The organism is Paenibacillus sp. FSL P2-0121 (assembly GCF_037975345.1).
Classification (GTDB): Bacteria; Bacillota; Bacilli; order Paenibacillales; family Paenibacillaceae; genus Paenibacillus_AQ; species Paenibacillus_AQ odorifer.
In genome coordinates, this window is sequence record NZ_CP150245.1 from 550,585 (window position 1) to 564,513 (window position 13,929).

At 43.7% G+C, this 13,929-nt stretch carries 14 protein-coding genes and 1 riboswitch; of the genes, 9 read left to right on the top strand and 5 right to left on the bottom strand.

What is annotated here, in order from left to right; all coding sequences use genetic code 11:
• Positions 1-275 precede the first annotated feature (275 nt).
• From MKY54_RS02405 to MKY54_RS02420, 4 genes are all read right to left on the bottom strand, one after another.
• Positions 276-491 carry a hypothetical protein gene (locus MKY54_RS02405; RefSeq protein WP_076124528.1) on the bottom strand — a complete coding sequence of 72 codons (216 nt, stop codon included), beginning with the start codon at positions 489-491 and terminating at the stop codon, positions 276-278.
• 225 nt (positions 492-716) lie between these two features.
• Complete coding sequence (locus MKY54_RS02410; RefSeq protein WP_076124526.1) at positions 717-1,046, bottom strand: hypothetical protein; 330 nt, start codon at positions 1,044-1,046, stop codon at positions 717-719.
• A gap of 409 nt (positions 1,047-1,455) precedes the next feature.
• The gene (locus tag MKY54_RS02415) at positions 1,456-1,758 is read right to left on the bottom strand and encodes a hypothetical protein (RefSeq protein ID WP_076124524.1); all 303 of its coding nucleotides are present in this window, start codon (positions 1,756-1,758) and stop codon (positions 1,456-1,458) included.
• Between the two features lie 167 nt (positions 1,759-1,925).
• Positions 1,926-2,270, bottom strand: a complete 345-nt coding sequence (locus MKY54_RS02420) for a DUF3221 domain-containing protein (protein WP_076124523.1) — start codon at positions 2,268-2,270, stop codon at positions 1,926-1,928.
• 356 nt (positions 2,271-2,626) lie between these two features.
• Here MKY54_RS02420 and MKY54_RS02425 point away from each other — a divergent pair, with 356 nt between their 5' ends.
• On the top strand, positions 2,627-3,040 hold the full coding sequence (locus MKY54_RS02425; protein ID WP_076124521.1) for an ASCH domain-containing protein: 414 nt from the start codon (positions 2,627-2,629) through the stop codon (positions 3,038-3,040).
• A gap of 199 nt (positions 3,041-3,239) precedes the next feature.
• Here the strand turns inward: MKY54_RS02425 and MKY54_RS02430 are convergent, their stop codons facing one another.
• Entirely contained in the window at positions 3,240-3,737 is a 498-nt protein-coding gene (locus MKY54_RS02430; RefSeq protein ID WP_141118591.1) for a hypothetical protein, read from the bottom strand.
• A 390-nt stretch (positions 3,738-4,127) separates the two neighbouring features.
• A riboswitch (cyclic di-GMP riboswitch) is annotated at positions 4,128-4,218 on the top strand.
• Positions 4,219-4,326: 108 nt separating this feature from the next.
• Between MKY54_RS02430 and MKY54_RS02435 the strand changes: the two genes are divergently transcribed.
• The 8 genes from MKY54_RS02435 (at position 4,327) to MKY54_RS02470 (ending at position 13,872) form a co-directional block, all read left to right on the top strand.
• Positions 4,327-6,510 (top strand): choice-of-anchor A family protein, encoded by a 2,184-nt coding sequence (locus tag MKY54_RS02435; RefSeq protein WP_339189334.1) that lies wholly within the window; start codon positions 4,327-4,329, stop codon positions 6,508-6,510.
• 107 nt (positions 6,511-6,617) lie between these two features.
• Entirely contained in the window at positions 6,618-7,592 is a 975-nt protein-coding gene (locus MKY54_RS02440; RefSeq protein ID WP_256717233.1) for an alpha/beta hydrolase, read from the top strand.
• 819 nt (positions 7,593-8,411) lie between these two features.
• Positions 8,412-8,801, top strand: a complete 390-nt coding sequence (locus MKY54_RS02445) for a NusG domain II-containing protein (RefSeq protein ID WP_036681022.1) — start codon at positions 8,412-8,414, stop codon at positions 8,799-8,801.
• Positions 8,785-9,342 (top strand): Gx transporter family protein, encoded by a 558-nt coding sequence (locus MKY54_RS02450; protein WP_076124520.1) that lies wholly within the window; start codon positions 8,785-8,787, stop codon positions 9,340-9,342. Before MKY54_RS02445 ends, MKY54_RS02450 begins: the two co-directional genes overlap by 17 nt.
• Before the next feature lie 29 nt (positions 9,343-9,371).
• Complete coding sequence (locus MKY54_RS02455) at positions 9,372-10,226, top strand: ATP-binding cassette domain-containing protein (protein WP_076141845.1); 855 nt, start codon at positions 9,372-9,374, stop codon at positions 10,224-10,226.
• Positions 10,217-11,119 (top strand): ATP-binding cassette domain-containing protein, encoded by a 903-nt coding sequence (locus tag MKY54_RS02460; RefSeq protein ID WP_076302342.1) that lies wholly within the window; start codon positions 10,217-10,219, stop codon positions 11,117-11,119. Before MKY54_RS02455 ends, MKY54_RS02460 begins: the two co-directional genes overlap by 10 nt.
• Positions 11,112-11,903, top strand: a complete 792-nt coding sequence (locus MKY54_RS02465) for an energy-coupling factor transporter transmembrane component T (protein ID WP_339189337.1) — start codon at positions 11,112-11,114, stop codon at positions 11,901-11,903. The genes MKY54_RS02460 and MKY54_RS02465 overlap by 8 nt, the downstream gene beginning before the upstream one ends.
• Before the next feature lie 43 nt (positions 11,904-11,946).
• Positions 11,947-13,872, top strand: a complete 1,926-nt coding sequence (locus MKY54_RS02470; protein WP_339189339.1) for a U32 family peptidase — start codon at positions 11,947-11,949, stop codon at positions 13,870-13,872.
• Positions 13,873-13,929: the final 57 nt, after the last annotated feature.

Genomic DNA, 13,929 nt, shown 5'->3' on the forward strand with positions numbered 1-13,929 from the left:
TTGGATTAGTCAATATGAACATCATGGGAAAGAAGCTTTTAAAAAGGCTATACATCATATCCTGCACAGATTTAACTAGAGGTTAAAACAAGGGGAAATCACCAAACAAGACAAAGCTCAAGTAGTCTATGAACTAAGGAATGAATTTTCGGTGTAAGCACTTCTACAGCTAGCCATTATCCCTCGTTTGTTTCTTCTACCATTAATATCACAAAGTGATTTTACAAGTGTTTGGGAATATGAAAATCCCCACCAGTTTAAGGTGGGGATTTTGCTTACCAAGTATTATAGTTCGACTGATACTTAACATGTTTGTTCTCATAGCTCTCATTTGGGTAATCACGTCTGACAGACTGCAAGTAGCCTGAAATTGCAAATGCTGCAATAAGCCCTCCTATAATTCCTGTGATTAAGCTGAATGTTGAAAATCCGAATGTGGCAACTACTCCAATGGAAGACAATGCTACAAGCAATAGACTGAATATTTTCATCTTTATACACACCTTCATTTTGTATATATAGTAATTTGGAAATTAAGATTGATACGTTACCTTGTTTGATCGGTTTCGATAAAAATAATAAAAATTCAGCAAATCTTTAGACGGGCTTCATACTTATTTAAGCTAAGAGGATTATAGTAATTACATAACCCCCTTATAATATAGATCTAGACCCTGCCGGAAGTTGGTGGGGTCACTTTTTTGCACAGAGTAATTTTATAAATATGGTTGCCCAATATAGAAGAGAAACAAGAAATATAAAATGTAGAGAATGGGTAGCTTTATTTTTAATTTCTTGCAGGAATTTTTGAATTTTTCTGAGGTCTTGGACAGATTCTTCATCACATATCCATAAATGAGGAATTGTCCAATAACAAAGAAAATGAGCTTAAGGGGAAAGTTGCCCATTTTTATCTCAGTGAAAATAATAGTGAATGTGACACTCACAAAGGTTAGTGATACAACTTTTAAAAACTGTTCATAACGATCTTGTGGTTCTTTGATAGGATCCTGCTGCCCCCATTTTCTCTCATCAATTTCTGTCATGGTAAACCTCCAATCTACTGAATGTTATTAGTATTTCACCAGATTGAGATGCTTTTTGAACAGGGAGAATTAATTGGGAAACCATTATGAGTATAGTTGTCTGTTGCATCTTGTTGAAGGCTTACTTGTTGTGGAGATAGTACACTTGAATTTGATTGATTTGCTGATGCGAAAGGAGCAATTGCGGTAGTCAATAAAGCGATTGATAAAACTACGATTAGTTTTTTCATACTTTGATAATCCTCACATATGAAGTGTTTACTTACATGGATAATAGTAAATTTAATGGTTAATGATGTATATGAGCTATAAGATCGATTTGAAAAATGAGATGTTTTGTAAGTTTTTATAAATAAACGTCGAATATTATAATAAGAGAGTTTTATTGGTGTAGATGACCTAGGACTAATTAATTGTGATGAATTTTAAAAATACGAAACCCGCCGATGCATGTCTCGCGGGTTTGTGCTGATCCTGTATCTTCAAGTAGATCCTTCGTGTTATTAGGTACATTGCCAACAACTGTAGGGACTTTATAAGCTCCTATAGTTGTTACATGGTAAGGTTTCAGTAATTCCAACAAAGAGTAAATTCCCAAATGCTTGGGATTATGCCCACTGGCTTCGGTAGGTGAGCTTTTTTTGTTTACAGAATGTTCCAGAATTATTATATTCAGATTATGTAAATGTTTCGTCCGGAAGAGATTATTCATAGTATATGTTCGGAAGGGTATTTCTGCTTCAGGAATTCCCGTAACAGAGATGTTGAGAGTATATAATGTTCCATATTATATACTCTGATTTCTCCTTAAATCTACACAAAGAAGCGCCATCCCTTTTGGAGACGCCGCTTCTTTATAGTAGATTCTATTCTTTTTGCTCAATTCTTGATTTTGGTGATCTTTTTGGCGGTAACTTGTGCAGGGAATGAATCATCACTTACTTCAAAAAACACTTTAATCTCATCGCCTTTTTTATATTTAGAAGGTGCAACTTTATTTACCCAAATGGCTTGAGAGTACTCATTAGATTCGAGAATTTCCTTGTATTCCTTGTTCAAGTCTTCTTCTTTTAATTCAGAAATTACTAAAATTCTTTTATTTTCTACATCTATTGTGTGTACAATTCCTTTCAAAACTTCATCATTCTTACTACAGGCGGTGACTAATAACAAAAAAACAAAAATAAGAGTCCATTTAATAGTAGTACGTGGTTTTTGAATCATGGACCTTCCCCTCCAGTGGTTACGACATTAGTTTAAAATCGGTTGCACAGGCATAGCAGTTAGTACATTACCCAATATAAGAATATACAGCAGCCTTTCCATTATGACGACCTTTATTGATTCTGGGGAGTTACAGGTGAATGTCTGTAGTATTGATATTTTCATAAGAACTTTTGTTTGTATATAATAAAAATAAATGTTCTTATTTTAGAGGCGATCAATGATGGAAATGAGTATCGACCAAACGGTTGGGATTATTTAATTTATCAGGTCAAGGTGAGCAAGATTACACAACGCGAGATCGAGATCCGTGCATCCGTGACAAACGTCCAACATAAACGAAGGGGATAAATATCATGCGGTGTATAACAATACGGCAGCCTTGGGCGACCTTAATTGCTCTTGGTGAAAAAGAGTTTGAAACTCGTTCATGGAGAACAGCCTACCGCGGCGAGTTAGGCATCCATGCCGGAGTGAGGATTGACAAAAAGATTTGTGAACAGGAACCGTACAAATCAGTATTGGCGAAACATGGCTATACAGCGAATAATTTGCCGACAGGAGCTATTATTGCTACAGGTCAGCTCGCGGGATGTTATGTGGTTACTCCAGAGGTGGATTTAAGGGAATGGATCAATGGGAATGAATATGATTTTGGCGACTATAGTGAAGGACGGTTTGCCTGGAAGCTTGAACGGGTTCATCCATTAAGCCATCCAATTCCAGCTAAAGGTCGGCTAAGCTTGTGGGAGCACTCTAATCACTTCTGAACGGCGAACAATATTTTTAATGTAATTTTTATGTGCCTATCAGCTATTTTTCAGGTTCGAGGTATATATTAGAGACACCAAACACCCCCCAGTGTTTTGTGGTATATCTCTCTCAGGTCTTGCCAACTCCCATGGTAAGGCCTATTTTTTTGTTCACTAATTGATTGGGGGGAGAGAGCGCAGCGGCTTCTATACAGCTTTACTTAATCTGGTACTGTTCTTCGTAACTCTTAAAAGATGAAATATCCAGCCCTAGGTATCTGCGCATATGGATGGCAGCCTGAGCCGCAACAATGTCATTCAACAGCAGCATTCGTTCATGATAGCCACGACATATATACTTGGCTTCAATTCCAGTATTAAGTCTGTTTTGCTCATACACCTTGATTCCCCGTCTTCTCATTTCTGCACGAACATCCCTTAGATCTGTTGTAGCTACTGCAGCAGCTGTTCCAAGCACCTCCAGATAAGGGGCGGGTGTTCGTAAGTGTGTAGATAAAATGGCGGAGTCCCGTTCGAAAGCTGATAAAATCATCGGAAGCAATAAATAAGATTTCACCAGCATGTTGTCCCTGCTTTCTGCTCTATGCATGAATCTCATCACCTCTAATAGGAACGTATATTCGTATTCTACCCCGATATTCCAAAAATAATCAATGGTATTTCTAAACAGCTTATCCAATGTGATTAAATTCACAACTTAATAACGAAGAATAAATTATATTAAAAATTGTAATAATAAAAATTAATGTATCGAACGCAAATAAAGGAGAATTATGATGGAAAAAGAGGGCAGCCTCCAGCGTGGATTGTTTTTTGGTTTAATTTTGAGTGTTCCCTTATGGATATCCATATTGGGCTATATACAGTTACTTTAAAATTTAATGAAAAACCTTATGCGAAGCGCCTTTAGGCGCTTTTTTTGTGTGGTACTAATGCGGGGAATTATCGAAAGGAATTGATTGACAATTGTGGGTGTCGGGAGCTAAACTGTTATTAATTCAAAAGTATTAAAAGTCATAGACTGTTATTGGATAGAATGCTTCAGCTACCAGTTCTGGACTTGCAGTGTAATACATATATATAGTCATGATAATAGCAAACCGTCTGAAAGGGCGGGACGCAAAGTCCAGGAGTCTAAAGTGTCTTAAAGGCACAATGACCGTCCGACTGCCATGAGAAGGGAATTTCACTTCTTTTTGGCGGTCTTTTTTGTTGTTAGGTCCTTTAGAGTTTCTGGTAATTATTCTGATTAATATAAATCATAGTTTTAGGAGGTGTGCCATTTGAAAAGAAGAATAAAACCGTTACTCTCGCTTGTATTAGCTGGGATTTTGACGGTAGGTAGTGGGCTTTCCTCATTAGGAGCTGGAGTTGCTGGAGCTAGTAGTTCTTCTACATTGGGAATTGCAGCGGTCTACAACGTGTTTATTCTAGGGGATATAACAACAGTTTCGGATACGGAAGGAAGGTTTGCTGCTGGAGGTAACGTTAACTTAACCAACTATAGTGTTGGAGATAGGTTGACCGCTGCAGAGGTTTCCCTGACTGACACACTTGTTGTTGGAGGGCATCTTACTTTCAACGGAGGTACTGTTTATGGGAATATCGTGCACGGGGGAGATTTTTCAGGGAATGTAACGCTCCTCAAGGGTGGTACAAAAAGACAGGGGAGTACGATTGACTTTTCAGCCGTAGGTCAGTCTTTGAAGGACAAATCAGCAGAACTTGCAGCATTGCCGGCGAATGGAACAACAGTGTACCAATATGGCAGCCTTACCCTGACAGGTACAGATCCTGCGGTCAATGTTTTTAATGTTTCAGGAGATAACGTCTCTAATACCTACGGAATTACAATAAATGTTCCTTCAGGATCTACTGCAATTATTAATATTGATGGTTCTAACGTAAAAATGAAAAACTTCGGATTTCTACCTAATAACGTGTTGAACAGCAAGAAAATTTTGCTTAACTTTAGCCAAGCTGCGTATCTTGATATGGCAGGCATAGGTGTAATGGGAAGCATACTTGCCCCCTATGCTCATGTTGATTTTATTAATGGTCAGATTAACGGTACTTTAGTGGCGGCTTCACTCAAAGGTACTGGTGGTGGTGAATTTCACCACTATCCATACGATGGTGATGAACCTGGACCAACACCAACGCCAACGCCAACGCCGACAGTGACGCCGACACCAACAGTGACACCAACGCCAACGCCGACAGTGACGCCGACACCAACAGTGACACCAACGCCAACGCCGACAGTGACACCAACGCCGACAGTGACACCAACGCCGACACCGACAGTGACACCAACACCAACGCCGACGCCGACAGTGACGCCGACACCAACGCCGACAGTGACGCCAACACCGACACCAACGCCGACAGTGACACCAACACCAACACCAACACCAACGCCGACGCCGACGCCGACACCAATACCGACACCAACGCCGACAGTGACACCAACACCGACGCCGACACCGACACCGACACCAACACCAACGCCGACGCCGACACCGACACCAACGTCGACGCCGACACCAACACCGACACCAACACCGACGCCGACAGTGACACCAACGCCGACGCCAACACCAACGCCAACACCGACGCCGACACCGACACCAACGTCGACACCAACACCGACACCGACACCAACGCCAACACCGACAGTGACACCAACACCGACGCCGACAGTGACACCAACACCGACGCCGACGCCGACGCCGACGCCGACAGTGACACCGACGCCAACACCAACGCCGACGCCAACACCGGCACCAACGCCGACAGTGACACCAACGCCGACGCCGACAGTGACACCAACACCGACACCAACACCAACGCCGACAGTGACACCAACGCCAACGCCGACGCCGACGCCGACACCAACGCCAACACCAACGCCGACACCAACACCAACACCGACGCCGACAGTGACGCCGACACCAACACCAACGCCGACAGTGACACCAACACCAACGCCGACGGTAACGCCTGAGGCAACACCGACACCGACGGTAACGCCTGAGGCAACACCAACACCGACGGTAACGCCTGAAGCAACACCAACGTCGACACCAGAGACTTCGGTGTTCCCGACACCAACGCCATCATCCGTAATTGGCACTATAGTTCTTGCAGAAGATCCTGTGCCGCTTGGGCCTGTAGCTTCGCCGACACCATCGCCAGTACCAACACCAACACCGTCGAATAGCACAGAAGTACTTGTTGATGATGATGAGATCCCATTAGGTCCGGTACCGGCAGTGACACCAACGCCAACACCAACACCTGATGAAATCATCGTAGTGGACGATACGATCCCATTAGGTAAGCCACCTGTGAAGGAATTGCCAAAAACGGGTGAATCAAGTCCTGCACCTTACTATGTAGCAGGTTTAGGTTTTGCACTTATCGGATTATTAATGAGAACCAAGTTCTCCAAAAAGAATAAATAATAAAGGGTAGATCAACATAGAGTCGCTTTCGGGAGTGTTCCGATGGCGGCTCTATTTGTATGTCATGATTGCGATAGTTTGGTGCATTCTAAGTAGATGGTATACTCTTGTTGGAAAAGAAATGTAGAGGGGATGGCGAAGGCGAATTGATATGGTTCATTATTAGCGCTGTAATCATCATAGGGATTCTAATCTATGTGGGATTTTTCTTCTATGGTATTGCTATTAAACGAGCGCCAAAGGTATTTCTAAGTAATAATCCTAATCTGAAGGCTGATCCTCCGGTTGCCGGAGCTTCTTGGGGGGAGGGGAAGGATTGGGTCTCTCGCCAGAGCTTCGAGAATATTGAGATCGTATCTGCAGATGGACTTAAACTAAGGGGTTACTTACTCCAATCTAATCGTGCTGCGGGACGCACAGCCATTCTAGCCCACGGTTATTCAGGTAAAGCAAAGGATATGGGGGCGTACGCCAAAATCTACTACGAGAACTTAGGCTTTAACATCCTAATTCCCGATGCAAGAGGGCATGGAGATAGCGCAGGGGATTACATTGGTTTTGGTTGGCCGGAACGAAAAGATTATTTGCAATGGATTGAATACATGATTAAAAAGACTGGGCCCAGTGCTCAAATTGTGCTTCACGGCGTCTCTATGGGCGGTGCTACAGTGCTAATGACCTCAGGGGAAGATCTTCCGCCGCAGGTAAAAGCTATTGTTGCGGACTGCGCTTATACCTCAGTAAAAGCACAATTATCTTACCAACTACGACGCATGTATCGCTTGCCAAGTTTCCCTTTCGTTCAAAGTGCAAGTCTAATCACCCGCTTGAAGGCGGGGTATGGTTTTGGTGAAGCCTCTGCATTAAAACAAGTGCGGAAAGCGAAGGTCCCGATTCTTTTTATTCATGGGGATGCGGATAACTTTGTACCTTTTGCTATGATGAATGAATTGTATGAGGCATGCCAGAGTCCAAAAGAGAGACTCATAGTGCCGCAAGCGGGGCATGGATTGTCTTATGATACGGATAAGGCGGGGTATATAGATGTAGTAACAGCTTTTGTAAGTCGATATGTAAAATAAGTCCTGAACGTAGACAGCGCCCGATATCCGCTAGGTAGCGGTTATCGGGCGCCTATATTTTTCCACACATGACGTAGTCCTTGAATAAGGATCGTACCGTCATGCTTTCTCGTTATATTCATCCCCCGCCGTTCGTGAGTAACGGGTGTCTTAATTCCTTGTTATTTCCAGCAGCCGTGTGGCGAGAATAATCCTTCCAATACGACAAAAGCCCTACCTCTCTTTTGCCCTTGCGGCTCCATTGACCGCGCCAGTGTGAATCGGAATGCTATATTTCGAATTTAATCTCATAAAAAGGAAGAGTACTGCAAGAAAACATAAAGCCTCTTTGTCCAAAATGCCGATGTGTATAATAGTCGGCCTGACATCTTCTTGGTGGGGATATTCAATATATCGAAAAACAAATACCATATAAATATAACACACTATTGTTTAAAAGGCAAATATAATAATGAATTCCAAGATAAGGTTTATTTGATTCTAGAGAGGAACAAACCTCGATAAGGGGCGCTTAGATTTTGAAAGTAACTTAAATTGGGTTAATTGTGAATTATTCCGGAAAAGCTAGTAAACCAGAGGAGATGGGCGATCTCGGTGCAAATGGGCTAAAATGTAAGTTGGATATTTTTGCAAACGCTACAAACTTCAACTGAAAATGCCAGAGACGAATGGGTTGTGTCTGCTGGGGTTATTTTGCGTGCCTATTTTGTGAACAGCTCTCTAAAACTGACAATAAACTCCAACATTGATTGAAGGATTGAGGGTAGACCGTTATAATTAATAAGTCTGGATTTTAATTAAAAAATAAGGGAGATTTTTATGAAACGCGCAGATGTGTGGCTGATTTCCATCGTATTGATTGCTGCGCTCGCTTTTCTCGTACCGAGATGGTTTTCGGACAATGATGACAAAGGTGGGGCCGGTAAAAATCTCATAGCCAATGTAACGGTGGACGGTGAGTTATTTAAAACGGTAAAGCTTACAAAAGAAGAACAAACCATTGAGGTCCGCACGGAACGCGGCTATAACATTTTGAAGGTGCATGATTACGGGATTGAAATGTACGATGCCGATTGCGCTGATAAAGTTTGCCTAGGTTTTGGTTTTATTACCCTGCCCAAACAGACGATTGTCTGTCTACCGCATAGAGTATTAGTCGAAATCACCAGTGCGTCGGGGGAGGATGATATAGATGCCTATGTCCAGTAGTGAATCTGCAACAGCTTTAAAAAGAACAGTGATTATTGCGATTTTCGCCGCAGTGGCAGTAGTGTTAAGTTTAATAGAGGCACAGATTCCGTTATCCGGGATGGGACTGGTGCCGGGTGCTAAGCTCGGACTGGCCAACATTATGATTTTGACTTGTATTTACTTTTTACGTGGACGGGATGCTTTGCTGCTTGTCATCCTCAAAACACTGCTTACTGCATTTCTGCTAGGTACCTTCTCAAGCTTGCTGTTTAGTTTATTTGGTTCACTTTTTAGCTTTGTTGTTATGTTTGTGCTGATGCTGATTAGTGGCAAAGGTAAGAGTATAAGCTTGATCGGAATTAGTATAGCCGGTGGGATTGCGCATAATATCGGTCAGCTGCTGGCAGCTTCTATGGTATTTGCATCACTTAGTATTTTTTATTATCTTCCCATGCTGCTGATCACTGGGGTAGTAACAGGAATTGCCGTGGGCTATGCAGTCCGTTATTTGGTGGCGTCATTGTCAAAAATATCGCTGTTTGAAGAATTTTTGGACTGATTAGTCACATCAGCGGAAGGATGACTAACATGAATGAATCATACGAAGGTCAAGACTTAGAGGGAGAAGGACAAGCAGTCATCTCTCTGGATGGGGTATCGTTTGGCTATGATCCCGAGCATCCGATTCTTCAAAATATAACGTTATCTATCTCTCAAGGACAATGGGTCAGCTTGGTTGGTCCTAATGGCTGCGGGAAGTCTACGTTGGTCAAGCTGCTCAATGCTCTGCTGCCTAAGGGGGCTGGTGAGATTGTGGTTAGTGGCATGCTGCTTAGTGAGGAAACGATCGGAAGCATTCGGCAATGTATCGGAATGGTGTTCCAAAATCCGGATAATCAGTTTATTGGAGCCACTGTAGAGGAAGATATCCTATTCGGCCTGGAAGGGCTTTGTTTGCCGTACGAAGAGATGGCTGAACGTTTGCACTCCTATACGACGAGACTAGGAATAAATCATCTGTTGTCCAAGCATCCGGGTGAGCTGTCGGGAGGTCAAAAGCAGCGTGTTGCTATCGCTTCCATTCTTGCTATGGAACCAGGCATCGTCATTTTTGACGAGGCCTCTTCTATGTTGGATGAAGGAAGCAGAAATGACCTTCTCGGTATTCTGCAGGATATGCGGGCAGAAGGGAAGTACACGATCCTCATGATTACACATGATGCAGATGAGATTTTGGCATCGGATCGGGTGCTTGCACTGCATGGAGGTGGTTTGGCTGCAGATGTTACACCGGCGGAGTTGTTCCGGAACGAGGAGCTTCTGGAAAAATGCCATCTGCGTGAACCTTATCCTTGGCGCCTTGCACGCGAGCTGCAGAACCAGGGTATTCATGTGGATGTTCCGACCAGTGAAAAGGAGCTTATAGACACGTTATGGCCATAGAATTACAGCAAGTAAGTTACACCTACGCTGACCGAAGCCTCTGGAAGCTGACGGCGCTCCGGGACATTAACCTCAGTGTACCCATTGGCTCGATGGTTGGTATTGCGGGGGCGACGGGCTCAGGTAAATCGACGCTGCTGCAATTGTTTAACGGGATACTGAAACCAACCGAGGGTACGGTAAAAGTGCTTGATGTAACTATTCAGGCTGGTGAGAAGTCACCTAAGCTAATGCCACTGCGCCGCCGAGTCGGATTGGTATTTCAATTTCCGGAGCAGCAGATGTTCGAAGATACGGTCGAGAAGGATCTCATTTTCGGTCCCCTTAATTTCGGCATGAGTCTCGAAGAGGCAAAGTCACGTGCACGTCAGGCCATGTCAGATATGGGGCTGGATCTCGCACTGCTAGAGCGGAATCCTTTCCAATTGAGCGGTGGACAAATGCGTAAGGCGGCTATCGCTTCCGTGCTAGCTATGGACCCTGAGGTCATCGTTCTGGATGAGCCCACGGCAACGCTTGATCCCATTAGCCGTGCAGAGCTAATCAGCTTGCTGGAGAGATTATGTCGTGAGCAGGGCAGAACGATCATTATCGTCACGCATCGGATGGATGAGTTATTGCCCTATGCGGACAGCTGGGTTGTACTTAAAGAGGGCAGCACGGCGTTTCAGGGCAGTGTAAAGGTGCTTGCAGATGATCCTTCAATTCTGGAACAGTGTGGTTTGACGGTTCCACAGTCCCTTCGTTACTGGCGTGCAGTTGCTGATCATTTAGGTCTTGTGGATGAAGCCCCCCGCTTGACGGCTGAGAGTCTGGCAGAGCTTATAGCTTCGCTGCCAGCGGAATCAATAAGCACTGGTAAGCCCGATGGAAAGAGGGATGACCATGAATGAGAAACTGATCTTAGGTAGGAGTATTGAGACCGGTTCGTGGGTGCACAAACTGGATGCTCGTGCCAAAATCACTGGCATGCTATTATACGTAGCTGTTATCCTGCTCTCACGTTCGTGGATGGCCATGGCTGTGCTGGCTATTTTTTCGATAGCCGTTATGGCTTCAACGAAGATTCCGCTTAAATACTTCCTGAAAGCAGCTAAGCCTTTACGTTATTTAATGTTGTTTATCTTTATTGTGCAATTGGTGTCTGTAAAGACAGGGGAGGTAGTGCTGACTCTTGGTTCCTGGTCTATCTATGAGGGAGGGCTAAGATTAGGGGCATTTTCGGTCATCCGCATGTTCTTTCTTATCACCTTTACAGCGCTTCTGACCTTCACAACAACGCCGGGGAAGCTGAATCAAGGGCTGGAGGGGATCTTGACACCCTTCAAAAAGCTTGGCTTATCCCCTGACCGTATCACGCTGATGATCAGCATTTCACTTCGTTTTATTCCTACGATTCTAGATGAATCGCAGATAATAATGAAAGCGCAGGCCTCAAGGGGAGCCGATCTGAAAGAGCTGCCTTTGAAGGAAAAGGGACGGATGTTAGTCTCCCTGCTGGTCCCGATTATCGCCAGTGCTTTTAGGCGTGCTCAGGATCTGGTGTATTCCATGGAGGCCCGCGGTTTTCGCATGGATGCTCCCCGCAGTCGGTATCACCGCCTAAGGTGGGGCAAATTCGATACTGTTTTTATTGGGATGTTTGTGGTCATGGGAATTGCAGTAGCTTTGTTATAATACTCATTCCCTATTAGTAGTATCAACTTGGGAGGGAACTTGAATGGCACGTTATTTTAACGGTAGAGAAGTCGAATTACTCGCACCCGCAGGAACGTTTGAGATTTTCAAGGAAGTGATCCAATCACGGTGTGATGCAGTTTATTTTGGTGGACCTGTATTGAATATGAGAATGATGCGTAAAGGTTATAATCTTACTCATGAAGAGATTGTAGAGGCACTTGATATCGCGCACCGTCTAGACAAAAAAGTGTATATCACTGTGAATAATCTTTTTAGTGAGGAAGATGTGGAGGAAGCTAGAGAATACTTGCGTTTCCTTGATGGTGCTCGGCCAGATGCCTTGATTGTTCAGGATATGGCAGTGTTGGAGCTTATTCGGGAGATGGAGCTTAACCTTCCTATTCACTCTTCCGTAATGATGAATGTTCACAACCTGGAGATGATCTATGCGCTGCGTGATCTGGGTGTAACTCGTGTAGTTACCTCGCGGGAAATGGACCTGCAGACAGCTAAGCTGCTTGGTCAGCGGAGTGGCATGGAGCTGGAATATTTTATTCACGGGGATATGTGCTCTGTGCATGGTGCAAATTGTTACTTCAGTTCCCATGTCTTTGGTATGAGCAGCAACCGGGGGAAATGTATGAAGCCTTGCCGCTGGGATTATCGGGTTAAAAAAGACGGATATGTATATCCTGCTGAATATCCACTGGCTGTCAAAGATATGTTTATGTATGAGCATCTTCCGGAATTGATTGAATCAGGCATTACTTCCTTCAAAATAGAAGGCCGTATGCGTGATAAGGATTTTATGGTGATGCTGGCGAATAGCTACGGCGAAGCCATTGACCGATATATCGATGATCCGATTGGCTTTGATCGTACGGTTGATACTAAAGAGCTGTACAACAACCGCAAGCGTGACTTTTCGACAGCTTATGCTTTTGGTAAACCAGGGTTAGCTAACATTAACCGTCGTTATGAAGGTACGGGCAAATTCTATAGCACTGGAAAAGTATTTAGCACACCAACCGCAGAACGTGAGCTATCTGAAAAACGTGTAGAGGAATTGCGGGAACGTTTGGCGCAAGAAAAGAAACCAATGGCAACAAAAGCTAAGCTGGCTGTACGTGTGAATAATATGGAACAGGCGCGTGTAGTATTGGAGCTGGGTGTGGATAGTTTATACTTGCCGGGGGATGTATTTGAACCGGACAGACCTTTTACAAAACGTGATATTAAGGAACTTGGTGAGCTAAAAGGCGATAGCAAAATCTATTTAGGGTTGCCACGTATGATGACCGAGCTGCATTTCGATCAATATGATCAATTGCTTGGTGGAGAACGCTTGCCGATCGACGGTCTAATCGTTACTAATTTGGGAGCGATTCGCAGATACAGCTCTACAGGTTATCCGTTAATTGGAGATGGTAGTTTAAATGTCTACAATCATCTTTCAGCCCAATTATATGCGAAATTAGGTTTAACTCAGCTTTCGGTTTCACCGGAAATGACGCTGGAGCACTTTGCTACCTTTGCCTCGCGTTGTGACACACCTTTGGAAGTTGTTGTACATGGTACACCTGCACTAATGTATATGGAACATGACCTTTATGAGAATACTGAAGTAATGGAGCCTATCGCTGAAGAGGATAATCAATATGTGCACAATAATGTATTGGTTCTAAAAACAGACAAAGGTGAAAATCCGGTATATCGTGATCAGCACGGCCGTTGCCATCTTTTGTTCGCGAAAGAGCTCTGCTATTTACCGTTGCTTGGTGAGATGATTGATCTAGGCATATCTAGTTTCCGTATTGAAGGAGCGACATATAGCGCTCAGCAGTTGCGTGAAATTATAATTTCTTATCAACAAGCTATGAATCGTACTGAAGTAAAAGTTGATATGCTAGGTGGTCTTGAGCCCATTTATGCGGGTTATACTCTAGGTTCGCTGCAATTTAACTAATTCTATTTTTTGGGGCAAAATACCGTCTGCTAGTAAGAAGAATGCACAGTACTCTAT

What these genes read in the sequence shown, in the direction of transcription:
- MKY54_RS02405 (WP_076124528.1), bottom strand. Translation starts at nt 491, where the DNA reads ATGAAAATATTCAGTCTATTGCTTGTAGCATTGTCTTCCATTGGAGTA.
- MKY54_RS02410 (WP_076124526.1), bottom strand. Translation starts at nt 1,046, where the DNA reads ATGACAGAAATTGATGAGAGAAAATGGGGGCAGCAGGATCCTATCAAA.
- MKY54_RS02415 (WP_076124524.1), bottom strand. Translation starts at nt 1,758, where the DNA reads ATGAATAATCTCTTCCGGACGAAACATTTACATAATCTGAATATAATA.
- MKY54_RS02420 (WP_076124523.1), bottom strand. Translation starts at nt 2,270, where the DNA reads ATGATTCAAAAACCACGTACTACTATTAAATGGACTCTTATTTTTGTT.
- MKY54_RS02425 (WP_076124521.1), top strand. Translation starts at nt 2,627, where the DNA reads ATGCGGTGTATAACAATACGGCAGCCTTGGGCGACCTTAATTGCTCTT.
- MKY54_RS02445 (WP_036681022.1), top strand. Translation starts at nt 8,412, where the DNA reads ATGAAACGCGCAGATGTGTGGCTGATTTCCATCGTATTGATTGCTGCG.
- MKY54_RS02450 (WP_076124520.1), top strand. Translation starts at nt 8,785, where the DNA reads ATGCCTATGTCCAGTAGTGAATCTGCAACAGCTTTAAAAAGAACAGTG.
- MKY54_RS02455 (WP_076141845.1), top strand. Translation starts at nt 9,372, where the DNA reads ATGAATGAATCATACGAAGGTCAAGACTTAGAGGGAGAAGGACAAGCA.
- MKY54_RS02460 (WP_076302342.1), top strand. Translation starts at nt 10,217, where the DNA reads ATGGCCATAGAATTACAGCAAGTAAGTTACACCTACGCTGACCGAAGC.
- MKY54_RS02465 (WP_339189337.1), top strand. Translation starts at nt 11,112, where the DNA reads ATGAATGAGAAACTGATCTTAGGTAGGAGTATTGAGACCGGTTCGTGG.
- MKY54_RS02470 (WP_339189339.1), top strand. Translation starts at nt 11,947, where the DNA reads ATGGCACGTTATTTTAACGGTAGAGAAGTCGAATTACTCGCACCCGCA.